Genomic DNA, 25,420 nt, shown 5'->3' on the forward strand with positions numbered 1-25,420 from the left:
TTTAAAGACGTGACAAGTAAACTCTCCCCGCCGCGACCGTGTGTGTCAAGGCGGACAATCCGCCAAGGCGTCGCGCATCCGGTCGACCACCACCTCCGCCATGCGATTGATTCGCGCCACGCGGGCGTCGTCGAGGTGCCGCACGAGATAGAAAGCGCGGGTGAGCCGGATTTCCTGCGGCAATACGACGCGAAGCTCGGGATGCGCGCGGGCGACGAAATCGGGCAGGATGCAGATGCCGACGCCGCTGAGGCACCAGCGGAGTTGCATGATCAGGCTGTTCGAGGTCAGCGCCGGCTCGGCCTCGCGCCCGAGCAGCGCGTAATAGTCGAGCTCCTTGTCGAAGATCATGTCCGAGATATAGCCGATTCCTCGCAACCCGTTCAGGTCGCGAAGGTCGCGCACCGGGCCGAGGCCCTGGAGCACGTCCGCGCGGAGATAAAGATGCAGGCGATAGTCGGCGATCTTGCGCACGGTCAGCCGGCCGGCCGAGGGCGGCGAGACGGTGATGGCCAGATCCGCCTCCCGCCTGCTGAGCGAAAACATGCGGGGCAGCGCCACCGCCTGCACCTGCAGGTCGGGATTGTCGCGGCTGAGCGCGTCGCAGGCCTCGATCAGCAGATAGTTCGACACCCCGTCCGGCGCCCCGATCCGCACTGTCCCGGACAGGCGCTCGGAATGGCCGCCCACCTCCTCGGTCGCCGCCGAGACATGGTTTTCGATCGCCTGCGCATAGTCCATCAGTGCCTGCCCCGCCTCGGTCATCGCATAGCCCTGCGGGCTGCGGTCGAAGAGTTTCGCGCCCAAAGCCTCCTCGAGCGCTGTGATCCGGCGACCCACCGTCGCCGGATCGAGCCCCAGCAGCTTGCCCGCCAACATCAGCCTCGCATGCCTGGCGACTGCGAGGAACACCCGCATGTCATCCCATTTCATCGCATTTTTTTGCACGACGTCCCCACCCACGAGGGGGATCATAGTGCGATTTTGCAATTCGTCCTTGAGTTTTTTTTTTGACCTGTGCGACCGATCGAAACCCGCTAGGGTCGGCGCGGAAAAGCCTTTGGGGAAAACCATGCGTGAAATCGGCCATTTCATCAACGGCGCGCGTGTGCCCGGAACCTCCGGCCGCTTCGCCGATGTCTATAATCCAGCCACCGGCGAGGTTCAGGCCCGCGTCGCGCTGGCCAGCGCCGCCGAGATCGACACGGCGGTGAAGGGCGCGGCGATCGCCCAGCCGTTCTGGGGCGCGACCAACCCGCAGCGCCGCGCGCGGGTGCTGATGAAATTCGTCGACCTGCTCAATCGGGACATGGACAAGCTCGCCACCGCGCTGAGCCGCGAGCATGGCAAGACCCTGCCCGACGCCAAGGGCGACGTGATCCGCGGGCTCGAGGTCGCGGAATTCTGCGTCGGCGCCCCGCACCTGATGAAGGGCGAGTTCACCGACGCCGCCGGTCCCGGCATCGACATGTATTCGCTGCGCCAGCCGCTCGGCATCGCCGCCGGGATCACGCCGTTCAACTTTCCCGCGATGATCCCGATGTGGAAATTCTGCCCGGCGATCGCCGCTGGCAACGCCTTCATCCTGAAGCCGAGCGAGCGCGATCCCTCCGTGCCGCTGATGCTCGCCGAATTGATGCTGGAGGCGGGCCTGCCGGACGGCGTGCTGCAGGTGGTCAACGGCGACAAGGAAGCGGTGGACGCCATCCTCGACCATCCCGAGATCGCCGCCGTCGGCTTCGTCGGCTCAACGCCGATCGCGCAATATATCTATGGCCGGGGCTGTTCCGCCGGCAAGCGCGTGCAATGTTTCGGCGGTGCCAAGAACCACATGATCATCATGCCCGACGCCGACCTCGACCAGGCGGTGGACGCGCTGGTCGGCGCGGGCTACGGCGCCGCGGGCGAGCGCTGCATGGCGATCTCGGTCGCGGTGCCCGTGGGCGAGGAGACCGCCGACCGGCTGATCGAGGCGCTGATCCCGCGTGTCGAGTCCCTGAAGATCGGTCCCTATACCGCTGGCAACGATGTTGATTTCGGCCCGGTCGTTACCAAGGCGGCGCAGGAGCGCATCCTCGGCCTCATCGACAGGGGCGTTGAGCAGGGCGCGAAGCTGGTGGTCGACGGGCGCGGTTTCCGGATGCAGGGTTACGAGAACGGGTTCTTCGTCGGCGCCTGTCTCTTCGACCGCGTCACGACCGACATGGACATCTATCGACAGGAAATCTTCGGCCCCGTGCTCTCGACGGTGCGCGCGCGAAGCTACAACGAGGCGCTCGATATCACCATGCGCAACGAGTACGGCAACGGCACCGCGATCTTCACCCGCGACGGCGACACCGCCCGCGACTTCGCCGCCAGGGTCAATGTCGGCATGGTCGGGATCAATGTGCCGATCCCGGTGCCGCTCGCTTATCACACCTTCGGCGGCTGGAAGAAATCGGCCTTCGGCGATCTGAACCAGCACGGACCGGACGCCTTCCGCTTCTATACCCGCACCAAGACCGTGACCGCGCGCTGGCCATCCGGCACCAAGGAGGGTGCCAGCTTCTCGATCCCGACGATGGACTGATACGGCGGAGAACGGCCATGGACTTCGACCTCTCTCAGCGACCGGTGCGATACCTTGGCCGAGGCTCGCGCCGATGAGTGGGGATGCCGCGGGCGCTCTCGAGATCCGCGTCGAGGGCCGGGCCGGGCGGATCACCCTCACCCGGCCGGAGGCGCTGAACGCGCTCAGCCATGCGATGATCGCCCCGATCAGCGCGGCGCTCGACGCCTGGCGCGCTGATCCGGCGGTCGCGCTCGTGCTTTTCGACGCCGCCGGCGACCGCGCCTTCTGCGCCGGCGGCGATATCGCCGAGGTCTATGCCTACGGACGTCGGGGCGCGTTCGACATCGCCCAGCGTTTCTGGGCCGACGAATACCGGATGGACGCGCGGGTCGCGCGCTATCCGAAGCCGATCGTCACGCTGGCGCAGGGTTTCGTGATGGGCGGCGGCGTTGGTATCGCCGGAAACGCCGGCTACCGGATCGTCGGCGAAAGCAGCCGGGTCGCCATGCCGGAATGCGCTATCGGCCTGATCCCGGATGTCGGAGGCAGCCAGCTGCTCGCGAAGGCGCCGGGTCGGCTCGGTGAATATCTCGGGCTGACCGGCCACCGGATGGACGCTGGCGAGGCGATCCATTGCGGCTTCGCCGACAGCTTCGTGCCGCTGTCCGACTGGCCCCGCCTCACCGCCGACCTCCGCGACGGCGACCCCGCCGCGATCCGCGCCTATTCGGTGGCGCCGCCGTCGTCCGCCCTGCCGGAGCTGCGCGATCCGATCGACGACGCCTTCTCCGCGCCTGATCTGGCCACCCTCGCCGCCCGGCTGGAGGCGAGCGACTGGGGCCATGGCGTGTTGAAGATCCTGCGGCGGCAATGCCCGCTGTCAATGGCCTGCACGCTCGCCCTCGTGCGCGCGGCGCGGGCCGAGCCGGGGATCGAGCGCGCGCTCGCCCGCGAATACCGTTTCACCTACCGCGCCTCGAGCGAGGGCGAGTTTCTGGAAGGCGTGCGCGCGGCGATCATCGACAAGGACCGCGCGCCCCGATGGCGTGACGAGATCGACGAAGTCAATTCGGCATCCGTGGCGCGGATGCTCGCACCGCTCGGGCCGGACGAACTCGTCCTGGCATAGGAGGCACATGAAATGGAGATCGGCTTCATCGGGCTCGGCAACATGGGCGCGCCGATGGCCCGCAACCTGGTCGCCGCGGGCCACGCCGTCACCGGCTTCGACCTCGCCGAGATCGCGATCGAGGGCGTGGCCCGCGCGACGTCCGCCGCCGGCGCGACCGCCGGCTGCGACGTGGTGGTCACCATGCTGCCGGACGGCGTCGTGCTGCGCGCGGTCTATGCCGAGATCGTACCCATCGCCCGGCCCGGCGCGCTGTTCATCGACTGCTCGACGGTCGATGTCGAGAGCGCCCGCGCCGTCGCCGCGCTGGCCGCCAGCGACGGACTCGAGGCGCTCGACGCGCCGGTCTCGGGCGGCAGCGGCGGGGCGGCGGCGGGTACGCTCACCTTCATGGTGGGCGGACCGGAACCGGCTTTCGCCCGCGGCCTGCCGCTCTTCGAGGTGATGGGCAGCCGCGCGGTGCATTGCGGCGACTCCGGCGCCGGGCAGACGGCGAAGATCTGCAACAACATGATCGTCGGCGCCACGATGATCGCGGTCTGCGAGGGCTTCTCGCTGGCGGAGAAGCTCGGGCTCGACCCGAACAAGCTCTATGACGTGGTCTCGACCTCCTCCGGCTCCTGCTGGGCGGTGACGACCTATTGCCCCGTGCCGGGGGTCGGGCCGGTCAGCCCGGCCGACAACGACTATCGCCCCGGCTTCGCGGCCGAACTGATGCTCAAGGACATGCGGCTCAGCCAGCGCGCCGCCATCGCCGTCGATGCCAGTACCCCGCTCGCCGCCCACGCCACCGGCTTCTACGAGGCACTGGTCGAAGCCGGCGGCGGCGGCCGCGACTTCTCCGCCGTCTATCCCGGCATCGCATCGCGCGGCCGCGACTGACGCGCCGCGAACCCGGCGGCTCCGCGTGATCCGATCGTTCCCGTCACGAACGCGACCGTCATGCCGGACAAAAACAAGCACCCCGCGACGCGCGAGCAGAGCAAGCGCGGCAGGCGTGATCGCCGACGCTCCGCGGCCGGAAAGCGCTACTCCGCGGCGACGCGGCGGGGCGCGAGCATCGGTTTCAGATAGGCGCCGGTGTGGCTCTCCTTCACCCGCGCGATCGCCTCCGGCGTGCCGGCGCCGACGATCATGCCGCCACCGTCACCGCCCTCCGGGCCGATGTCGATGATCCAGTCCGCCGTCTTGATCACATCGAGATTGTGCTCGATCACTACCACCGAATTGCCCTGCTCCACCAGCTCGTGCAGCACCTCGAGCAGTTTCTTCGTATCCTCGAAATGCAGGCCCGTCGTCGGCTCGTCGAGGATGTAGAGCGTCCGCCCGGTCGAGCGCCGCGCCAGCTCCTTCGACAGCTTCACCCGCTGCGCCTCGCCCCCCGACAGCGTCGTCGCCTGCTGCCCGACCTTGATGTAGCCGAGGCCGACCCGCATCAGCGTCGTCATCTTCTCGCGGATCGAGGGGACGGCGGCGAAGAACTCCTCCGCGTCCTCCACCGTCATGTCGAGGACATCGGCGATGCTCCTGCCCTTGAACAGCACCTCGAGCGTCTCGCGGTTGTACCGCTTGCCGTGGCAGGTCTCGCAGGTCACGTAGACATCCGGCAGGAAGTGCATCTCGATCTTGATGACCCCGTCGCCCTGGCACGCCTCGCAGCGCCCGCCCTTGACGTTGAAACTGAACCGCCCGGGCTTGTAGCCCCGCGCCTTGCTCTCCGGCAGGCCGGCGAACCAGTCGCGGATCGGGCCGAAGGCGCCGGTATAGGTCGCGGGGTTCGAGCGCGGCGTGCGGCCGATCGGCGACTGGTCGATATCGATGACCTTGTCGAGATTTTCGAGGCCGGAAATCTCGTCGGCCGGCGCCGGCGTCTGTCGCGCGCCGTTCAGCCGGGCCGAGGCGGTCTTGAACAAGGTCTCGATGGTCAGCGTCGACTTGCCGCCGCCCGACACACCGGTGACGCAGGTGAAGGTGCCGAGCGGAAAGCTCGCCGTCACCCCGCGCAGATTGTTGCCGGTGGCGTTCTTCACCACGATCTTCCTGCCGTTGCCCTTGCGCCGGACAGATGGCACCGCGATCTCGCGCACGCCGGTGAGATACTGGCCGGTCACCGAATCCGGGTTCGCCGCGACCTCGGCCGGCGTGCCTTCGGCGATGATCCGGCCGCCATGCACACCGGCGCCCGGCCCGATGTCGATCACATGATCGGCCTCGCGGATCGCCTCCTCGTCATGCTCGACGACGATCACCGTGTTGCCCGCGTCGCGCAGGTTCTTCAGCGTGGTCAGGAGCCGGCCATTGTCACGCTGGTGCAGGCCGATCGATGGTTCGTCCAGCACATAGAGCACGCCGGACAGCCCACTGCCGATCTGGCTGGCCAGCCGGATCCGCTGACTCTCGCCGCCCGACAGCGTCCCGGCGTTACGCGCCAGCGTCAGATAGTCGAGCCCGACATTGACCAGGAACCCCAGCCGCTCGCGGATCTCCTTCAGGATCGCCCGGGCGATCTCATTGCGCTGCGCGGTCAACGCCGCCGGCACCGTCTCGACCCAGGCAAAGGCCTCGCGGATCGACATCCGCACCACCTCGCCGACATGCAGAAGCTGCCCGGGCCCGCCGCTGGCGGGACCGATCCTGACCGCCAGCGCCTCGGGTTTCAGGCGGAATCCATGGCAGGCGCCGCAGGGCCGGTTGTTCTGATAGCGCTCCAGATCCTCGCGTGACCAGCTCGAGTCCGTCTCGCGATAGCGCCGCTCCATATTGGGGATCACGCCCTCGAAGGCGCGGCTGATCTCGTAGACCCGCCCGCCCTCGTCATAGCGGAAGCGGACTTCCTCGCCGCCCGAACCGTAGAGCAGCACCTCCTTGGCGCGGTCGGGCAGGTCGCGCCAGCGCACGGCCTTGTCGAAACCGAAATGCTTGGCCAGCGCCTCGATGGTCTGGCGATAGTAGGGTGACTGGCCCTTCGACCAGGGTGCGATCGCCCCCCGCAGCAGCGGCAGGCTCTCGTCCGGCACGATCAGCCGGGGATCGAAGAACAGCTCCACCCCCAGCCCGTCGCAGACCGGACAGGCCCCGAACGGCGCGTTGAACGAAAACAGCCGCGGCTCGATCTCCGGGATGGTGAAACCGGAGACCGGGCAGGCGAAATTCTCGGAAAAGGTGATGCGCTCGGGCTCCGGCGCCTCGGCGCCCTCCGCCGCGACCGGCGCGGTCTCGAGGATGGCGATGCCGTCGGCGAGGTCGAGCGCGGTGCGCAAGCTGTCGGCGAGCCGTGTTTCCAGACCTTCGCGCACGACGATGCGGTCCACCACCACGTCGATATTGTGCCGGTATTTCTTGTCGAGCTCGGGCGGCGTGTCCAGGTCGTGGAATTCGCCATTCACCTTGACGCGCTGGAAGCCCTTCTTCTGAAGCTCCTGAAATTCCTTGCGATACTCGCCCTTGCGGTCCCGCACGATCGGCGCCAGCAGATAGGCCCGCGTCCCCTCCGGCAGGGCCATGGTGATATCGACCATCTGGCTTACCTGCTGCGCCTCGATCGGCAGGCCGGTCGTCGGGCTGTAGGGCGTGCCGACCCGCGCGAACAGGAGACGCAGATAGTCGTAGATCTCGGTCACGGTGCCGACCGTCGAGCGCGGGTTCTTCGAGGTGGTCTTCTGCTCGATCGAGATCGCGGGGCTGAGGCCGGAAATATGGTCCACATCCGGCTTCTGCATCATGTCGAGGAACTGCCGGGCATAGGCCGACAGGCTCTCCACATAGCGGCGCTGGCCCTCGGCATAGATCGTATCGAAGGCGAGGCTGGACTTGCCGGAACCGCTGAGTCCGGTGATCACCACCAGCTGATCGCGGGGGATGTCGATGTTTATCGATTTCAGGTTGTGCTCGCGCGCGCCGCGGATCTCGATGAACTTCTGTTCGGGCATTCTACCGATCTCCAGACGACAGGCGCCATATAACGCCCCGGACCGATTTTACGAGTCCGGAGTCTGAGAACAAAACGGGATCGAATGCAAGCGCGAAGCTACTCCCCCGCGACCGGGGACGTTTTCATCCGCGCCTCGCGCTCCCACGATCGCAGCCAGGCATGGCCATATGCGGCGAGGTAGAGCGACGCCACCGCGGCGATCAGCACCAACGTGCGCCCGAACTCCGAAAGATCGAATTTCGGGACCAGCGTGGCGAGCAGATAGAAGACCAGGATATGCCAGCTGAAGACATGAAGCGAATGCTGACCGAGCACCACGAGGAACCGGCGCGAGAACAGCCAGGCCAGCAGCGTCGAGGCCGTCCTGATCCAGCGGTCGCGGTCGGATACTCCGATCCTGAGCATCCAGACCACGACGAAAAGATCGATGAGAAAGGCGATCGGGTAGATCGAGGTCAAGAGGCCGCGGTCCGATCGCGCGTTGAACGCGGCGCTGAACTCATCGCCCAGCATCTCCCAGTTCACCGTCCGGTACAGCAGGCCGAGCAGGAAGATCGCGACCAGCGACATCTTGAAGACGACCCGATATTGCTCCTGTCCCAGCCAATCGAGATCGAGGCGTCCCTCCGCCATGCGGAAGCCGAAGAAGAGGCCGCCGAAGAAAAACAGCTGCCAGGAAAAGGCTTCGAAGCCAATGCCGAAATTGAGATCGAGCCCCCGCGGACGCAGCCAGCCGGCCAGGCTCTCCATGCCGAATTCGACCATCCCGGTCTGGCCGAACAGCCAGCTGAGCAGGATCGCGAGAACGAAGGGCGCGACATAGCCGCGGCCGAGCGCGTGCAGGGCGAAGGGCACGGCGAGGAGATAGAAGATATACATGGGCAGGATGCCCATGTGCGTGCTGGCGGTGAGCAGCAGGGAGCTCGACAGCGTGAAGGCCACAGGCTCGCGCTGGTAGGCCCCGAGATTGGTCGCGGCGGCCGAGCCAAGCAGGAGCGCGGCGGCCAGCATGATCACGATCAGGGCGATCTGATGCGAGTAGATCGTCCCGACCCGCTTCAGGATCTGGACGTAGATCGCTGAAATGCTTGAGTTTCGGAGGTGTTTCTTGCCGTAGACCAGACCGACGACGAGGCCGGAGATGAAAACGAAGCCCTGCGCGTCCTGCACCCAACCGAACCGGTGGTGATTCAACTTGCCGAGAATTACATCCGTGACGCCGTTGAAATGAACTATTCCCATAAAGAGTAGAAAGAATCCACGAAACCCGTCTATAGTTTGCAGTCTAGGCAAGACAACCCCTCAGAACTACCAAAAACAAGACAACCATATACCACAGGTTATATTGCGCTATTTTGACAAACTGTTCTAGCCCGACTTCGCTATCTGATCATTAAATCTATGGTAGTACCTTTTCGCGGCGTGACAACCCGGTCCATACGCGGACAGCGGGAACCCGCTCAGAAATAGTCGCATTGCTCGGAATGCGTCGAGCGCCGCCCTATTCTGCTATTTCCGCGAGTTTGGTCCGGGCCGCCGGCACGCCATTTTCAGCCGCCTGGCCCAGCAGCGCGCGCGCGAGGGATTCGTCCGCCGCGACACCGCGCCCACCGAGGTAGAGAAGGCCGAGATTGTACTGCCCTGGCCCATTGCCCGCGTCCGCCGCCTTGCGGAACCAGTCCGCCGCCGCCGCGTCGTCCCGGGGCAATCCGGCCCCGCGCGCAAGCAGCATGCCATATGCGACCTGCGAATTCGCATCCCCCGCCTCGGCGCCCGCCGCGAGGAGAGAAACCACCTGCGCCCCCGTGAGCACGCCATCCGCCGGCCCGCCCAGCGCGCGCTGATAGCGCCGCGCCGCCTCGCGCGAGGCGGGACCGAACTTGCCGTCCGCGGCGCCACGATAGTAGCCCAGCGCCGAAAGTGCGTATTGGACGAGGTGCGGCGGCGTCTTCAATGGATCCGCCAGACCACCCTTCGGAGAGTCGGCGGCGGCCGGAGAAAGATTGAGCGTGACTGGCGTGGCGCCTGTCGTCACAGCGACCGGCGGCGGCGCCGCCTCTGGTTCCGCCGAGCGCATCACCGCCTCCGGCGCGGTCGCGACATCCTGACCACGCCAGGCCTCGGCGCTGCGGCGAGCGAGATCGGCATAGGCGCCGTCCGGGAACCGCGCGAGATAGGCCTCCATTCCAGCCGCGTCCCGCGCCGCCTCCGCCTGATCCCAAAGCAGGCGCTGCAGCGTGAAAGAGGCGACGGGAGCATAGACGCCAGACGGATAGCGGCGCAGAAAGATCTCGTAGGGGCCCGCGTCCTTTTCCCCCGCGAGCGCTTCCCAAGCCTTCGCTTCGCCGCCGGGGTCGCGCAGTTGAGACAGCCTGCCTTGCGCCGCGCTGACGACACTGCTGTCGGGATAGGTCGCCAGGAACTCTTCGAAGGACGCCGGATCGTCGGACGCCGAGATCGCCTGCCAGGCCACGATATCTTCCGGCGGCCGTGCCGGCTCGGGCTCGGTCGCCACGGGATTGAACTCGAACTCCCCGAGCATCCCGTCCTCGACATATGGTGTCTGGAAAGCACTGGTTTGCTTCACCACCTCGGCGCGGACCCGACTGAACATCACGCGCGCATCGATCTTCGGCGTCGCGATCTGGTTCAACAACGCGGCCGTGAAGGGGCTGTTCCGCTGGTCACGGCCATCGAGGGCCACGCTGCCCGGCGCCGTCGCATAGGCGATGAGCAACCCGCTCGCCGGAGCGACTTCCATGCGCGCCAAGCCTTCGGACGATTCGAGACTCCGACCCAGTTCCGCCGCGTTTCGCCGCAGGCTTCGCGTCAGGGGATTGTTCCGGCAGGCGTCGAGGATCACCATCTTGAGTGGCGCCTGCGAGAATTCGAGTTGTCTCTGCACTTCGGAGAGGCTCAGAGCCTCATAGGGCAGATCCGGCTCGATCTCGATATTCGCCCCGACGGGGATCAGGTAGTTCTCGCCATTGAGCGCGATGCCGTGCCCCGCGTAGTAGAAGAGCGCGATCTGGGCATTGACCGCCGACCGGCCGAATTTCCGAAGCGCCGCGTGCAGCCGGTCGATGTCGCCGTCGACAACCGAGATGACCTCGAAACGGAGCGCTTCCAGCGCCTTCGCGACGTCCGCGGCATCGTTCGGCGGATTCGGCAGCGCCCCGAGATCGCCGTATTCTCCGTTGCCGATCACCAGCGCCACGCGCCGCGGCGCCTCCATCCCGGATGCCGGCGGATCGACCGCCCCGGCCGCCCCCGCCAGCGCGAACAGCGCCACCGTCACGAGCCAGATCGGCGCGCCCCGGACCGACGCCCTCACGCCGAAAATCCGCAACCCCATCGCCCTCACCCTCGGCGAAAAATATATGACGGAGAGCGCCCCGTCGCCTGAAAAAATCAGCAACGCCCCCGGCGCGCCGCCCGGATAGGAGCATACCTTCCGATTCGTTTCACCCGGATAAGTAGTTCCAGCGGGACAGGGTCGGTCGCGACGTGCTATGGATCGCCGTGGTCGGGGGTGGACGCGGATTATCGGGATGCGGGCTGCGATCGCCGTTGGAATGATCTCGCTATACGCCGCCATGCCGGTGTTCGCCCAGGACGACGGGTTTGTTTCCCCCCTGCCCGAAGCGGGTCGACCCGCCGTGGCCGCGCCCGCCGCCCCCTCGACGAACGGCGCCCGCAAGCGCGCCCAGCGCGCCGCCGCGCCGGTCTCCCCCTGCGAGGACATGACCAAGGACTGGGTGGACCTACGCCCGGTCGCCGACTTTCCCGCGCTTGAGGGTCGGGTCTTGATCGACCTCCTGCAAGCGGCGCTGCCGATCTGCGAGGCCGCGCAGCGCGACCAGCCGGGCAACAAGCGTGTGACCTTCGTCTTCGCGCGAACGCTCGCGATTCACGGTCAGAACACCCGCGCCGCCCAACTTTACCGGCAACTCGCGAGCGCGCGCTATGTCCCTGCGATGACCCAGCTCGCCCGCGCCTACTACACCGGCGCGGGCGTGCCGCGCGACGTGGTCGAAGCATGTACCCGCTATGTCGAAGCCGCGAAGGCCGGCGACGCATGGGCGTTCAATCCAGCGGCGGATTGCGCCATCCTCTATTCTCCGGTCGCCGACCAGCGGCGCGCCTGCCAGTATTTCCGCAAGGCGCAGGCCAGCGACACGGCGCAGACGACCACGCTGACCGAAGCCGACTATTGCCCCTGATGGGCCCCGCCGATCGGCGAGCCGCGGATTGGACGCTCTACCGGCCGAGGATTTTCTTCACATATTGCTGCGTCTCGCTGTAGGGCGGGATGCCGCGGTATTTCTGCACGGCCTCGGGGCCGGCGTTGTAGGCGGCGAGCGCCAGACGCCAGTCGCCGAAGCGGCGATATTGCTGGCTGAGATAGCGGGCGCCGCCCTCGAGATTCTGTTTCGGGTCATGCGGATCGACACCCAGCACCTGCGCGGTGCCGGGCATCAGCTGCGCGAGGCCGATCGCGCCCTTGTTCGACTTGGCGGCGGGACGGAATCGCGATTCCGTATGGACCAGCCGCAGGAACAGATCCTCCGGCACCCGATGCCGACGCGCGGCCTGCCGTGCCATGTCCTGATAGACCCCGGGCGATCCGCCATAGGCCGGAATGCCCGCGTAGACATCGACCTCGATGATCTTCGGCCGCCGCGGCTGTCCGGCCAGCGCGCCCGGAACCGGCTGGCGGATCAGGGTGCGGTATTCCGGGGAAAGGTTCGACTGGTTTCTCAGCAAGGCGCTCAGGGAAGCGTCGGCCATGGCCGACCCGCCCAGCCCGAACGTTACGCCGAGCGCGATCACAAAGCTTCGCATGGTCCCTCGTCTTCCTGTCAGCGGCCTGCTCTCCGCCGTCCGGCCGTTCCCGGAGCGGGGCGGACTATGGCAAAAAAAATCTGGCCTGTCAGCTTTGTTTCTGTTCTTCACCGGCCGTTAACCCTACAACAAGCCAACTTTCGCGCGGGCCGTGCATCGGGGGCGCGAAGCGGCGCTAGGCGACAAGAGGTGATGGCATGGCGGGCAGCGTGAACAAGGTGATCCTGATCGGGAATCTCGGCCAGGACCCCGAAGTTCGCACCTTCGGCAACGGCGGCAAGGTGTGCAACCTGCGCATCGCCACGTCGGAAAACTGGCGCGACAAGAATTCGGGCGAGCGCAAGGAGCGCACGGAATGGCATTCCGTCGCCATCTTCTCCGAGCCGCTGGTGCGGGTGGCCGAGCAATATCTGCGCAAGGGCGCCAAGGTCTATATCGAGGGCCAGCTCGAAACCCGCAAATGGCAGGACCAGTCCGGCCAGGACCGCTACACGACCGAGGTCGTGCTGCGCCCGTTCCGCTCGGAACTGACCATGCTCGATGGTCGCGGCGAGGGCGGCGGTGCCAGCGGCGGCTATGGCGACGATCGCCGGGGCGGTCAGGACAGCCGCGGACAGGTGGAACGCGGCTCGGCCAGCCAGATCGACGACGAAATCCCCTTCTAGCGGGTGACAAGGCGCGGGGCGCGCGCGGGTCGGCGGGGTCATGAGCCGGTCCGACGCGCTGCCGGGCGCCTTCGCCGACTGGTTCGCGCGGCGCGGCTGGACGCCCCATCCGCATCAGATCGAGCTGCTGGCGCGGGCGGGTGACCCCGCGACGCTGCTGATCGCACCGACCGGCGGCGGCAAGACGCTCGCCGGCTTCCTGCCGAGCCTGGCCGAACTCGGCGATCATCCCGCACCCGGGCTCCACACGCTCTATGTCTCGCCGCTGAAGGCGCTGGCGGCGGATGTAAGGCGCAACCTTCTCACCCCGGTCACCGAGCTCGGCCTGCCGATCCGGGTCGAGGATCGCAGCGGCGACACCGGCGCGGCGCAGCGCGCCCGCCAGCGCGCCGATCCGCCGCATATCCTGCTGACCACGCCGGAATCCCTGGCGCTGATGCTGTCCTACGAGGAAGCGCCGCGCATCTTCGGCGGTCTGCGCCGGGTGATCCTCGACGAGATCCACGCGCTCGCCGAGTCAAAGCGCGGCGACCAGCTCATGCTCGGGCTCGCGCGGCTGGCGCGGCTGGCGCCCGGGCTGCGCCGGGTCGGGCTGTCGGCGACGGTCGAGGATCCACCGGCGCTCGCCGCCTATCTCGGCGCCGACGCGCGCCCGCTGTTCGCGGATCCGGGGCCTGATCCGGCGATCTCGATCCTTCGGACACCGGAACCGCCGCCCTGGGCGGGACAGGGCGGCCGCTACGCCGCCGCCGCGGTGATGGATCTGATCCGGGCCGCGCGGACCACGCTCGTCTTCATCAATACCCGCGCCCAGGCCGAGCTCTTCTTCCAGGCGCTCTGGGCCGAGAACGACGAAGGGCTGCCGATCGGACTGCACCATGGCTCGCTCAGCCGCGAAGCGCGCGGAAAGGTCGAGGCGGCCATGGTAGCGGGCGAACTTCGCGGAATCGTCGCCACCGGCAGCCTTGATCTCGGCATCGACTGGGGCGACGTCGATCTCGTGATTCAGGTTGGCGCGCCGAAGAACGTCAAGCGGCTGGTCCAGCGCATCGGCCGGGCGAACCATCGCTACGACGCGCCCTCGCGCGCCGTGCTGGTGCCGGCCAACCGCTTCGAGGTGCTGGAATGCCACGCGGCGCTGGCGGCGGTGCGCGCGCGGGATCTCGATGGTGAGCCACGCGGGCCGGGCGCGCTCGATGTGCTCTGCCAGCACCTGCTGCTGATCGCCTGCGCCGGACCGTTCGCGGCCGACGCCCTCTTCGACGAGGTGCGCGAAGCCCGGCCTTACGCCGCGCTGACCCGGGCGGATTTCGACGCCTGCCTCGATTTCTGCGCCACCGGCGGTTACGCGCTGCGCGCCTATGACCGCTGGCGACGGCTGATGCTCCGCGACGGACTCTGGCGGCTGCGCGACCCGCGCCGGGCGCGCGCGATCCGCATGAATGTCGGAACCATCGTCGATACCGAGAAGCTCCAGGTGCGGATGAAGTCGAGCTTCTCGGCGCTCGGCGAGATCGAGGAGGATTTCGCCGCCACCCTCGCCCCGGGCGACACCTTCCTGATCGGCGGTCAGACCGTGCGCTTCGAGTCGCTGCGCGAGATGGTGGTCGAGGTAAGCCGCCAGGCAACGGCGAGCCCGAAGATCGCCGCCTTCATGGGCACCAAGCTCGCCACCTCGACCCGGCTGTCGCATCGGGTGATGGAGCTGCTTGCCGATCCCGCCGGCTGGGCGGCGCTGCCGGACTATATGCGCGACTGGCTCGAGACCCAGGCGCGGTTCGGCGCCCTGCCCCGGCCGGACCGGCTGCTGATCGAGAGCTTCCCGCGTGGCGACCGCCGGTATCTCTGCCTCTATGGTTTCGCCGGGCGGAACGCGCACCAGACGCTCGGCCTGCTCGTCACCCGACGGATGGAGACCGCGGGGCTGCATCCGCTCGGCTTCGTCGCCAACGACTACGCGCTGATGATCTGGGGCCTCGACCCGGTGGCGGACCCCGCGGCGCTGCTTTCGCCCGAGGGGCTGCGGCACGGGCTCGAGGGCTGGCTCGGGGCGAACGCGGTGATGAAGCGCACCTTTCGCGACGCCGCGACCGTCGCCGGATTGATCGAGAAGAACCTGCCCGGCCTGCGCAAGTCCGGTCGGCAGGCGACCTTTTCGTCGGATATCCTCTACGACACGCTGCGCCGCCACGACCCGGAGCATCTCCTGCTGCGGATCACCCGCGCCGAGGCCGGCCGCGGGCTGGTCGACTTCAGCCGGATCGAGGAGATGCTGGCCCGCGTCGCGGGGCGCATCGATGTCAGCGCGGCGCGATGCGTCACCCCGCTCGCCGCGCCGCTGCTGCTCGAGGTCGGGCAGGTGCCGATCCAGGGCCGCGGCGAGGCCCGGCTCCTGCGCGAGGCGGCCGACGCCCTGCTCGCCGAAGCTGGGCTGACGCCGTAAAGTACGGATGAAACGCGCGGCGGGCTTGGCGGGTTTCCTTCACGAAGGCGGGGCGACGACGACGGCGTCGCCGAGGGTGGCGGGGATCCACAGGGTGCCGTCCGCGGCGGCGCCGAAGTCGGCGGGGCCGAGGATCGGAATGCCGAGGTCGAGCGGGGTCGGGTCGGTCCCGTCCGGGCGGAGCAGCAGCAGGCGGCCGGGGGTGGGCGGGCTGAGGGCGATCCAGTCCGACACCAGCAACCGACCGTCGGGCAGGCGGGCAAGGCCGTCGAGGATGCCGTGCGGGCCGCCCTCGACGCGGCGGGCCGGGCCGCCTTCGGGCAGGGTGTAGAGGTCGCCGCCGGAGAAGTCGGCGCCGAGGCCCGCGACCAGCGCGGCGCGGGTGGCGGCGTCGTAGACGATGCCGTTGGCGCCGGGGATGGCGTCGGTCAGCAGGGTCCAGCCGCGCGTCGCCGGGTCGAGCCGGTAGACGGCGCCGCGCAGCGTGTCGGACAGGAGGAGCGCGCCATCGCCGGTGGCGGCGAGGTCGTTCGCGAGGCTGGGCCCGCCGGCGGGCAGCGACGCCTCGAAGCCGCGGATTCCGGTGGCGATGTCGAAGCCTATGACGCGGTCGATGTCGGCGACATAGAGCCGTCCGCCGGTGATCGCCATGCCCTTCGGCGCGTCGAGTGTCGTGCCGTCGGCGGGGAAGGCGTGGCGGTCGATCAGGGTGCCGTCGGCGCCGAGGCTGCTGATGAAGCCGTCGCCGTCCTTGGCGAGCGGGTCCAGCGTGGTGCCGATGTTCGAGACATAGCGCCGATCCCCGTCGATCAGCACGCTTTCCGGCGTGGCGAAGCCGGGGATGACCCGCGGCGCGGCGGCGGCGAAGCCGGGCAGCAGGGTGAGGCCAAGGGCGAGGGGAAGGAAGCGGTTCACTGCGGAGCTCCGTTGCTTGGGAACCCTCGGCGTAGCGCGGGGCGGCGCCGCGGATGCGCCCGATCCGGTCGGGCATGGACCCGTTCCGGTCAAAGCGCGCTTGGGCGGCGCCGGGCGTCGCGCTATCGTCGCGGCCATGACAGAGCATCCCGCACAGGCGCCGTTGCTGGCGGCGCGTCTCCTCGCCGGCCTTGGGCGGTTTCGCGCGGCGGAGGCGTCCGGCGTGCTGCCGCAGGGCCGCGGCCTGTTTTCCTATTGCGCGCTGCGCCGCGAGCGGCTGCTGGCGGTGGATTTGCCGCTGCCGCTGGTCGGCGTCGTCCTGGCCGGCCGCAAGGAGGTGTGGCGCGGCGACACGGTGGAGGCCTTCGAGGCCGGGACGCTGTTCGTACTGCCGGCGCGGGTGCCGATGGATGTGCTGAACCTGCCGGGCGAGCGGCGGGGCTCCTATCAGTCGCTGATCGTGGAAGTGCGGCCCGAAGACCTGCCGGATTTGGAGGCGCCCACCGGTTCCGGGGCGGCGGCGCTGAGCGTGCGGCTGAGCGAGGGACTGGTCGACGCGGTGCTGCGCGCGGCGGCGGATCTGGCGACGGATCCGACCCACGGGCCGGCGCGGACGGCGGTGCGGTCGGCGCGGCTGACCGAATTGCTGGCGTTGCTGCACAGCGTGCCGGCGGGGCGGGCCTTGTTCGACCGGTCGGTGGCGGAGCGGGTGGCGCGGCTGGTGCGGGGCGATCTGGCGCGGGGCTGGTCGGCGGCCGAGGTGGCGCGGGATCTCGGCCTGTCGGAATCGACGATGCGGCGGCGGCTGGCGGCGGAGGGCGCGCGCTTCGCGCTGATCCTGCGTGGCGAGCGGATGCAGGCGGCGGCGCGGCGCATCGCCGCCGGCGACGGATCGCAGGCCGCGGGGCTGGCCGTCGGCTATGCCTCGCGGGCGCATTTCGCCCGGCACTACCGCGCGGCGTTCGGGGCCAGCCCCGCGGCCCGGTCCGCGTCGTCCTGACCGCGGGCCCGAGGCTAGCCGCGAGCGCGCGGATCGTATCGCGCGCAGTTCCTGCTTCACAGACCCCCAATTGTCTATATAAAGGGTCAAAAGATCAGGGAGCCGCGGCATATGGGACATGTCATCACTTTCGCCCAACAGAAGGGCGGCTCGGGCAAGACCACGGTTCTCGCCCATCTCGCGGCCGCCTGGGTCGAGGCTGGCCGGACCGTCGCCCTGATCGACCTTGATCCCCAGAAATCCCTTACGCGCTGGGCAAGCATGCGCAAGGATGAGAATCTCGTCCTGATCGAGTCCAAGGATTATCGCGCCACGTCCGACGCCAAGACGGCGAAACGCGCGCACGACTTCGTGCTGGTCGATTGTCCCGGCGCCGCCTCGACGCTGCTCGAGACCATCATCCGCGAGAGCGACCTGATCGTCGCCCCCTGCCAGCCGTCGGTGATGGATGTCTGGGCGCTCGGGCCGGTGGTCGAAACCGCGCGCAAGTCCAAGACCCCGCTCCGCATCCTGCTGAACCGCATGCCGCCCCGGCACGGCTCGCTCGAGGAGGTGCTGGGCGCGCTCGGCGACGCGCGGGCGTCGCTGCTCGCCACCCAACTCGGCAACCGGATCGGCTTCAGCCAGTCGCTGCTGTCGGGCCGCGCGGCGCAGGAGCAATCACCGCGCTCCACCGCCGCCGCCGAGGTCTATGGCCTGCGCGCCGAACTGGCCGCCCTGCTCAACCGCCTCTGACGCGCCGCTTCCCGGAGGAAGCTTCCGGAGGGGGCGCGCGGGTGAAGATCGGTCCGGCCGCCTGTCATCGTGGCGGTCATGCCCGGCCAGACCGCGCGGGGAAGAGCCAAGCGCGCATGCGTCCCGCCGCGCCGGCGCCGGGACTTGACAGAGGCCATCGCTTCGCTCAGGCAGGGCCGGAATTTCCCGGACCAACAAGGCGCACAAGATGAAAAAGGTCTATCCTTCCGCGGCGGCGGCCCTGGAGGGTCTGCTGTTCGACGGCATGACGATCGCGGCCGGCGGCTTCGGCCTCTGCGGCATCCCGGAAAACCTGATCGAAGCGATCCGCGACAGCGGGACCAAGGACATCACCGTCGCCTCCAACAACTGCGGCGTCGACGATTTCGGCCTCGGGATCCTGCTCCGGACCAAGCAGATCCGGAAGATGATCTCGTCCTATGTCGGCGAGAACGCCGAATTCATGCGCCAGTATCTCTCGGGCGAACTGGAACTCGAATTCAATCCGCAGGGTACGCTGGCCGAGCGGATGCGCGCCGGCGGCGCCGGCATTCCGGGCTTCTATACCAAGACAGGCGTCGGCACGGTGATCGCCGATGGCAAGGAGCACAAGGATTTCAACGGCGAGACCTATATCCTCGAGACCGGCCTCGTCATGGATCTCGCCATCGTCAAGGCCTGGAAGGCCGACGACACCGGCAATCTCGTCTACCGCAAGACCGCGCGCAACTTCAATCCCAACGCCGCCACCTGCGGCCGAGTCTGCGTCGCCGAGGTCGAGGAGATCGTGCCGCGCGGCAGCCTCGACCCCGACCTGATCCACACCCCCGGGATCTATGTGCACCGCCTGATCCAGTGCTCCCACGAAAAGCGCATCGAACAGCGCACCATCCGCGCCGCCTGAGGAGGTTCGCCATGCCCTGGAACCGTGACCAGATGGCCGCCCGCGCGGCGGCCGAGCTCGAAGACGGAATGTATGTCAATCTCGGCATCGGTATCCCGACGCTCGTCGCCAATTACATCCCCGACGGCGTCGATGTGACGCTGCAGTCCGAAAACGGCATGCTCGGCATCGGCCCGTTCCCGACCGAGGCCGAGGTCGACGCCGATCTCATCAACGCCGGCAAGCAGACGGTGACCGCGCTCGACCGCACCGCCTTCTTCTCCTCGGCCGACAGTTTCGCGATGATCCGCGGCGGCAAGATCGCCATGGCGATCCTCGGCGCGATGGAGGTGTCCGAGAAGGGCGATCTCGCCAACTGGATGATCCCGGGCAAGCTGGTGAAGGGCATGGGCGGTGCGATGGATCTCGTCGCCGGGGTGCGCCGCGTGGTGGTCATCATGGACCACACCAGCAAGCACGGCGAGAGCAAGCTGCTGAAGGAATGCACGCTGCCGTTGACCGGCAAGGCGGTGGTCGATCGGATCATCACCAATCTCGGCGTGTTCGACGTGGTACCGGGCGGCCTGAAGCTCGTGGAACTCGCCGACGGCGTAAGCGAGACCGAGGTCCGCGCCAGCACCGAGGCGACGCTGGTCTGATCGCGGGGGTCCGATCGCGGATTGATCGGCGTGGCGATCCGACGCGCCGCGCCGCTCTCCATTGCCGAGCCCCATTGCTCACGCCCGCGGCGCGGGCTGGCGACCTTCAATCATGGTTACGGGCTGGCGACCTTCAACCATGGTTAATACCTGATCTGGCGTCGGCGGTGGCGGTTGGCTAGGTTCCGGGCATGCGCCCGCGCCTGATCCCATTTCGCGCCATCCAGGCGACCGACCACGCGCCGACCCGCGGGGACGCGACCGGCGTCCCGGATCTCGCCGACCTGCTCGATCCCGTAGCACTTGAACGGCGGCTCGCCGTCGCGCGGGTCCGGCGTGCCAAGGCGCTCGCCGAACGTCGCGCCGCGCGCGAGGCGGCTGAGACGGCGCGGATCGCCCGCGCGGCGCCGCCGCCGCTCGTCGCCCAGCCGGGGCAAGGCGCGGAGCCGGCGGGCAGCCTCGCGGCGCGGCGCGCCTCGTCCGACCGGCCGCGCATGTCGACAGCCCTCCTCGTCGTCACCCTCCTCGTCGTCGCCCTGCTCCTCGCCGGCCTGATCTGGGGCAAGGCGCTTGGCGAACGGCTGGCCGGTCTTGTCGGCTCGCCCGGGCCCGCGCCGGCCGAGGCCATGGTTCCGCCGTCGCTGGCGCCGCTGGCCTTCGCCGCCGTGGTGATCGCCCTGCCCGGGGCCGAGCCCGGGACGCCCGCGGCCGCCGCCGCCGCGCTCGTACCTCCGGCCTTCATTCCGGCCGTGGGCGCCACTCGGCCCGCGCCGCGACCGGCGTCTCTGCCCGCCGTCATCCCGGCCCGGCCCAAGGCGACGCGGACCGCGCGTCAGACGCGGGCGCCCGTGGCCGGTCCGCGCGACCAGCCGGCCATCATCTCGCCCTTCGCGGCGCTTGCGCGCCTGTTGCGCGACGCCGTCTCCGGCGCGGGGGATCATCATCGCGCCGGCACCGTCGATGCCCCCAAGGCGGGCACCAAGGCGGGCGCGAAGAAGACGAGCGCCGCGAAGAAGGTCGCGACCACACGAAAAACGGTCGCGACGGAAAAGGCCGCGGCGAAGGGGCCGACGAAAAACACCAGTGCGAACACGATCGGACGGAGCCAGGCAAAAGGCGCCACCGCCACGACCAGGAGAACGGCCGCCGGCCACGGCCGGGCCGCTGCCGGCAAGTCCGGACACGGCTCCTCGGGGGTCACGTCCTGGCAACGCGAAGACCGCGCGTCGCGAAACGCCTCGGGTCGCCCAAACGACAAGTCTCGGGCCGACAAGGGAAAAAACCGCGGCTCCAACTCCCGCGGCGACGGACGCGGTGGCGGCGATGGAAATGGCGGACGCCGTTCACGCTAGGGATCCCTCGTTGCGATCGGCTTCAACCGCGGCGGGAATCGGCCAGCGACAACCGGTACCGCGCTGACCAGCGCCGATCGGCCGATCGCGCCTTGAATCAATACCTTCGCTTGACGTGTTATACCGCTTCGCCTAGCCTTTTTCTCGAGGACGACGCGAAAGCCGAAAAACGCCGCGAAAGGCGTCGGTGACCGCGGTTCCCATTTCGGCCGGCCTTCGGGCAGGGTCGCTTGACCGGCCGCGCGGCACAGGCATTCCACGCGGAAGAGATCGGGGTCCTTCGTCTGAAGGACATACCCGGCGTGGCGAGAGGGGGCGGGCAGTGGCGAAGGATGGGCAGGTGCATCGAGTCCATGGACAAACGGGTGAACGGCCGGAGAACCGGGCCGGTCGGCCAGAGGGCGTCGACCTCGCGGCTTTCGAAGAGCGATTGAAGGACGCGCGCGCCCGGCGCGCCGTCGCCCTCGCCAACCAGCGAGCGGCCGAGGCCGCCCGAGCCGGTCTCGCGGTGAACGCGGTCACGTCGCGCTCCGAGCCGCCGGCATACGATCCCGCGCTGTCCGACGCGCCCCGGGACACGCCCCGGCCGCCGCTGCGCACCGAATCCGCGACGATGCGGCCGCGCACCGACATTCCGGCGCCCCGCCTCGGCACCACGCACCGACCCGCGCCGTCCTGGCCGGCCCTGGGCACCGGAACGATGGCGCTCATCAAGCGCGTCGGACCGCGGGCCGCGCCGCTTGTCGGCGGCTTCTTCGTCGCCGGCCTGCTGATCGGCGCCGCCGTCGCCACCTTCGGCCCCTGGGGCGAGGCACCCGAAGTCGCCAGCGCGCCGGAAGCCGTGGCGACGAGCGCCCCCCAGACCGTGGCCGAGACGGCGCCCGCCTTCGTCCCCGCCGCGGCCATCCCGGAGCCGGAAGCGCCGGCCGAGGTCGCGGATGCGCCGGAGGCCGCCACGCCGCCAGTCGCCGCCGCGCTCGTTCCCCCGGCCGCGCCGGAGGCCGTCGTCGTCGAGGCGGTGGCGCCGGAGCCGATTTCCACCACATTGAGCGGTCGGCCCTATCCGCGCCCGAAGCCGGTGACCGCGCCGGGCGAGGCCGGCCTCGCGGTGGAGGAGGTGACCTTCGCCAACGGTGCGATATCCGAGGGCGAGAATGCCGACTTCGCCGACGTGGAGATCGCCGCGGAGGCGCCGGAACAGATATCGGAACCGGTCGACGAGCCCGAGACCGACCCCGCGCTCGCCGGTGTCCGGGTCTTCGTCCACGCCCCGCCCAGCGTCGGCCGCGCCGGAGCCGAGAGCGTGGTCGCGACACTCGCCGCCGCCGGCTTCCCCGAGGTGCGACGGGCCGGTGCCCGCGACTCCGTCGCCGGGACGAACGTCCGCTACTTCCACGCCGAGGACGCGGCGGCGGCGCATCGCATCGCCACGACGCTCGGCGACGGGGCGATCGCCCGCGACTTCACCTCCTTCCGCCCCTCGCCGCGCGGCGGCACGCTGGAGGTCTGGCTCGCCGGCACCGCCCCGACGCGCCGCGCCGTGGACACGCCGGAGGCGATCCTCAAGATCCTGCAGACCCGCGCCCCGGACTGACGGCGCCGTTTCCGCGCCGCCGCCTTGATCCGGGGCCATCCCCGGACCTTGACGGCCTTGCGCAAAGCACCGCATATCGCCGGCCATGACCGACATTTCCCGCATCCGCAACTTCTCGATCGTCGCCCATATCGACCATGGCAAATCCACGCTGGCCGATCGGCTGATCCAGTCCACCGGCACGGTCAGCGACCGCGAGATGAAGGAGCAGCTGCTCGATTCGATGGATATCGAGCGCGAGCGCGGCATCACCATCAAGGCGCAAACCGTTCGGATCGACTATGTCGCGAAGGACGGCGCGGCCTATGTGCTGAACCTCATCGACACCCCCGGCCATGTCGATTTCGCCTATGAGGTCAGCCGCTCGATGCGCGCCGTCGAAGGCTCGCTGCTGGTCGTCGATGCCTCCCAGGGCGTCGAGGCCCAGACCCTCGCCAATGTCTACCAGGCGATCGACGCCGGCCACGAGATCGTCCCCGTCCTCAACAAGATCGACCTGCCCGCCGCCGAGCCCGACCGCGTCAAGGAACAGATCGAGGACGTGATCGGCATCGACGCATCGGACGCCATCCAGATCTCGGCCAAGACCGGCCTTGGCATCCCGCAAGTGCTGGAGGCCATCGTCACCCGCCTGCCCGCGCCGCGCGGCGACGCCGAGGCGCCGCTGAAGGCGATGCTGGTCGACAGCTGGTACGACGCCTATCTCGGCGTCGTCGTGCTGGTGCGCATCATCGACGGCCGCCTCGCCAAGGGCGACCGGGTGCGCATGATGTCGACCAACGCGCTCTATCCCGTCGACCGGATCGGCGTCTTCCGTCCGGGAATGCAGCCGGTGGACGAACTCGGCCCCGGCGAGATCGGCTTTCTCACCGCCTCGATCAAGCAGGTGCGCGACACCCGCGTCGGCGACACCATCACCCACGAGCGCAAGGGCACGACCGAGCCCCTGCCCGGCTTCAAGCCCTCGATCCCGGTGGTGTTCTGCGGCCTGTTCCCGGTCGATGCCTCCGACTTCGAGGCTTTGCGCGACGCGATCGAGAAGCTGCAGCTCAACGACGCCAGCTTCTCCTCCGAGATGGAAACCTCCGCCGCCCTTGGCTTCGGCTTTCGCTGCGGCTTTCTCGGCCTGCTGCATCTCGAAGTGATCCGCGACCGGCTGGAGCGCGAATACGACCTCGACCTGATCACCACCGCGCCCTCGGTCGTCTACCGCGTCTATCGGACCGACGGCACGATGATCGAGCTGCACAACCCCGCCGACATGCCCGACCCGGTGCGCATCGACCATATCGAGGAACCCCGGATCAAGGCGACCATCCTCGTGCCGGACGAATATCTCGGCGACGTGCTGAAGCTCTGCCAGGACCGCCGCGGCGTGCAGCTCGACCTGACCTATGCCGGCTCCCGCGCCATGGTGGTCTATGACCTGCCGCTGAACGAGGTAGTCTTCGACTTCTACGACCGGTTGAAATCGGTAACCAAGGGCTATGCCAGCTTCGACTACGCCGTCACCGGCTACCAGGAAGACGATCTGGTGAAGATGCAGATCCTCGTCAATGACGAGCCGGTCGACGCCCTCTCGACCATGGTCCACCGCGCAAGGGCCGACGCCCGCGGCCGCTCGATGGTGGAGAAGCTGAAGGAGTTGATCCCCCAGCACATGTTCAAGATCCCGATCCAGGCCGCGATCGGCGGCCGCATCATCGCCCGCGAGACGCTAAGCGCGCTGCGCAAGGACGTGACGGCGAAGTGCTACGGCGGCGACGCGACCCGCAAGCGCAAGCTCCTCGACAAGCAGAAAGCCGGCAAGAAGAAGATGCGCCAGTTCGGGAAGGTGGACATCCCGCAGGAGGCGTTCATCTCGGCGCTGAAGATGGATGGGTGAACGATTCAGAAAGCCGAGCAGTGACAGTATCTGAATTGGTGGGTTCAGGTTTCCGTAGGTTGGGCTGCTGGCAACCCAGTTCCCTCTACCAAGGGATCGAGCTGGACTTCACGAGCGCGCGCGAGCCCGGTGTGTACGCCTACGTGATTGACAACACCGTACACTATATAGGGTCAGCACAGCGAGGCCTCCACAATCGTTTTCGTCAGTACGCGACCACGAAGACCATGCGTACAGCCGCGCGCATTCGGGAAGAAATCCTGACCTGTATTGCGCTCGGGAAGACAGTTGAGGTTTATACGCTCGTTCCGCCTACCCATACTTGGAACGGGTTGCCCGTCGACCTGATCGCGGGGCTAGAGGAAGGACTGATCCGAACATTGCGCCCAGCCTGGAACAGACGGAGCAACCGACGTTCCGCGTGATCACGGCCGGCCCAAACCAGCAAGCAAGTAGGGTGGATGCTAGCACCCACCCTCGCTCCGCCGCGACGTCGCCGCATGCTGGCTGCCGCGCGTGCAGCACCCGGACGAACCGATCACCCCGCCGTCCAGCGCCAGATAGTATACCACATGCGCCCCGCACGACCCCGACCGCGGCCCCGAACGGAAGGCGTCGCGGCGGCGGCCGATGCCGGACTCTGCCACGATGCGCTCGAAGGCGGCGATCAACCGCGCGTGGTAGGCGAGCCATTGCTCCCGCCCCCACCTCCCGACCGACCGCCTCAAAGGCGGACCGAGGTCCGCCCTACGCGCTGCATCTGCGCGGTCAGGTGGATATTGGGCACTGGCAGATAGATCGGAAGAGCGTCGTGTAGGGAAAGAGTGTCT

General features: G+C 68.4%; 19 protein-coding genes. 13 read left to right on the top strand and 6 right to left on the bottom strand.

All coding sequences use genetic code 11. The features are described from left to right. Positions 1-45 precede the first annotated feature (45 nt). A complete protein-coding gene (locus tag Q0480_RS08610) occupies positions 46-933 on the bottom strand; it encodes a LysR family transcriptional regulator (RefSeq protein WP_299132066.1) in 888 nt (295 codons plus the stop codon). A 139-nt stretch (positions 934-1,072) separates the two neighbouring features. Here Q0480_RS08610 and Q0480_RS08615 point away from each other — a divergent pair, with 139 nt between their 5' ends. The 3 genes from Q0480_RS08615 to mmsB all read left to right on the top strand — a co-directional run bounded on the left by Q0480_RS08615 (position 1,073) and on the right by mmsB (position 4,565). After that, positions 1,073-2,572, top strand: coding sequence for a CoA-acylating methylmalonate-semialdehyde dehydrogenase (locus Q0480_RS08615; protein WP_299132067.1), 1,500 nt, complete (start codon positions 1,073-1,075; stop codon positions 2,570-2,572). Positions 2,573-2,645: 73 nt separating this feature from the next. Beyond that, complete coding sequence (locus Q0480_RS08620; RefSeq protein WP_299132068.1) at positions 2,646-3,683, top strand: enoyl-CoA hydratase/isomerase family protein; 1,038 nt, start codon at positions 2,646-2,648, stop codon at positions 3,681-3,683. A gap of 12 nt (positions 3,684-3,695) precedes the next feature. Then, positions 3,696-4,565: a 3-hydroxyisobutyrate dehydrogenase gene (mmsB, locus tag Q0480_RS08625; protein ID WP_299132069.1), complete on the top strand. Its 870-nt coding sequence runs from the start codon at positions 3,696-3,698 to the stop codon at positions 4,563-4,565. 146 nt (positions 4,566-4,711) lie between these two features. On the opposite strand, the gene uvrA is transcribed toward mmsB, so the two are convergent. The 3 genes from uvrA to Q0480_RS08640 form a co-directional block, all read right to left on the bottom strand. Further along, positions 4,712-7,612, bottom strand: a complete 2,901-nt coding sequence (gene uvrA / locus Q0480_RS08630) for an excinuclease ABC subunit UvrA (RefSeq protein WP_299132070.1) — start codon at positions 7,610-7,612, stop codon at positions 4,712-4,714. 98 nt (positions 7,613-7,710) lie between these two features. Next, on the bottom strand, positions 7,711-8,907 hold the full coding sequence (opgC, locus tag Q0480_RS08635) for an OpgC domain-containing protein (RefSeq protein WP_299132071.1): 1,197 nt from the start codon (positions 8,905-8,907) through the stop codon (positions 7,711-7,713). A 208-nt stretch (positions 8,908-9,115) separates the two neighbouring features. Next, a complete protein-coding gene (locus Q0480_RS08640; protein WP_299132072.1) occupies positions 9,116-10,948 on the bottom strand; it encodes a caspase family protein in 1,833 nt (610 codons plus the stop codon). A 241-nt stretch (positions 10,949-11,189) separates the two neighbouring features. Between Q0480_RS08640 and Q0480_RS08645 the strand changes: the two genes are divergently transcribed. Beyond that, positions 11,190-11,837, top strand: coding sequence for a hypothetical protein (locus tag Q0480_RS08645; RefSeq protein WP_299132073.1), 648 nt, complete (start codon positions 11,190-11,192; stop codon positions 11,835-11,837). A 37-nt stretch (positions 11,838-11,874) separates the two neighbouring features. Here Q0480_RS08645 and Q0480_RS08650 read toward each other — a convergent pair whose 3' ends face one another. After that, positions 11,875-12,459, bottom strand: a complete 585-nt coding sequence (locus Q0480_RS08650) for a lytic transglycosylase domain-containing protein (protein WP_299132074.1) — start codon at positions 12,457-12,459, stop codon at positions 11,875-11,877. A 197-nt stretch (positions 12,460-12,656) separates the two neighbouring features. On the opposite strand from Q0480_RS08650, the gene ssb reads away from it, so the two are divergent. Then, positions 12,657-13,124, top strand: coding sequence for a single-stranded DNA-binding protein (ssb, locus tag Q0480_RS08655; RefSeq protein WP_299132075.1), 468 nt, complete (start codon positions 12,657-12,659; stop codon positions 13,122-13,124). A 40-nt stretch (positions 13,125-13,164) separates the two neighbouring features. Beyond that, positions 13,165-15,567 carry a ligase-associated DNA damage response DEXH box helicase gene (locus tag Q0480_RS08660; RefSeq protein WP_299132076.1) on the top strand — a complete coding sequence of 801 codons (2,403 nt, stop codon included), beginning with the start codon at positions 13,165-13,167 and terminating at the stop codon, positions 15,565-15,567. 39 nt (positions 15,568-15,606) lie between these two features. On the opposite strand, the gene Q0480_RS08665 is transcribed toward Q0480_RS08660, so the two are convergent. Continuing rightward, positions 15,607-16,482, bottom strand: coding sequence for a hypothetical protein (locus Q0480_RS08665; protein WP_299132077.1), 876 nt, complete (start codon positions 16,480-16,482; stop codon positions 15,607-15,609). A gap of 136 nt (positions 16,483-16,618) precedes the next feature. On the opposite strand from Q0480_RS08665, the gene Q0480_RS08670 reads away from it, so the two are divergent. The 7 genes from Q0480_RS08670 (at position 16,619) to lepA (ending at position 24,590) form a co-directional block, all read left to right on the top strand. Next, positions 16,619-17,482: a helix-turn-helix domain-containing protein gene (locus Q0480_RS08670; protein ID WP_299132078.1), complete on the top strand. Its 864-nt coding sequence runs from the start codon at positions 16,619-16,621 to the stop codon at positions 17,480-17,482. Between the two features lie 111 nt (positions 17,483-17,593). Continuing rightward, positions 17,594-18,217: a ParA family protein gene (locus Q0480_RS08675; protein ID WP_299132079.1), complete on the top strand. Its 624-nt coding sequence runs from the start codon at positions 17,594-17,596 to the stop codon at positions 18,215-18,217. A gap of 208 nt (positions 18,218-18,425) precedes the next feature. After that, entirely contained in the window at positions 18,426-19,121 is a 696-nt protein-coding gene (locus Q0480_RS08680; protein WP_299132080.1) for a CoA transferase subunit A, read from the top strand. 11 nt (positions 19,122-19,132) lie between these two features. Next, entirely contained in the window at positions 19,133-19,759 is a 627-nt protein-coding gene (locus tag Q0480_RS08685; RefSeq protein WP_299132082.1) for a CoA transferase subunit B, read from the top strand. A gap of 191 nt (positions 19,760-19,950) precedes the next feature. Beyond that, a complete protein-coding gene (locus Q0480_RS08690; protein WP_299132084.1) occupies positions 19,951-21,111 on the top strand; it encodes a hypothetical protein in 1,161 nt (386 codons plus the stop codon). A 430-nt stretch (positions 21,112-21,541) separates the two neighbouring features. Then, positions 21,542-22,705, top strand: coding sequence for a LytR C-terminal domain-containing protein (locus Q0480_RS08695; protein ID WP_299132085.1), 1,164 nt, complete (start codon positions 21,542-21,544; stop codon positions 22,703-22,705). Between the two features lie 85 nt (positions 22,706-22,790). Beyond that, on the top strand, positions 22,791-24,590 hold the full coding sequence (gene lepA / locus Q0480_RS08700; protein ID WP_299132086.1) for a translation elongation factor 4: 1,800 nt from the start codon (positions 22,791-22,793) through the stop codon (positions 24,588-24,590). Positions 24,591-25,420 lie beyond the last annotated feature (830 nt).

Origin of the sequence: uncultured Amaricoccus sp., assembly GCF_937891315.1 — a bacterium.
In the GTDB taxonomy this organism is placed as follows: domain Bacteria; phylum Pseudomonadota; class Alphaproteobacteria; order Rhodobacterales; family Rhodobacteraceae; genus Amaricoccus.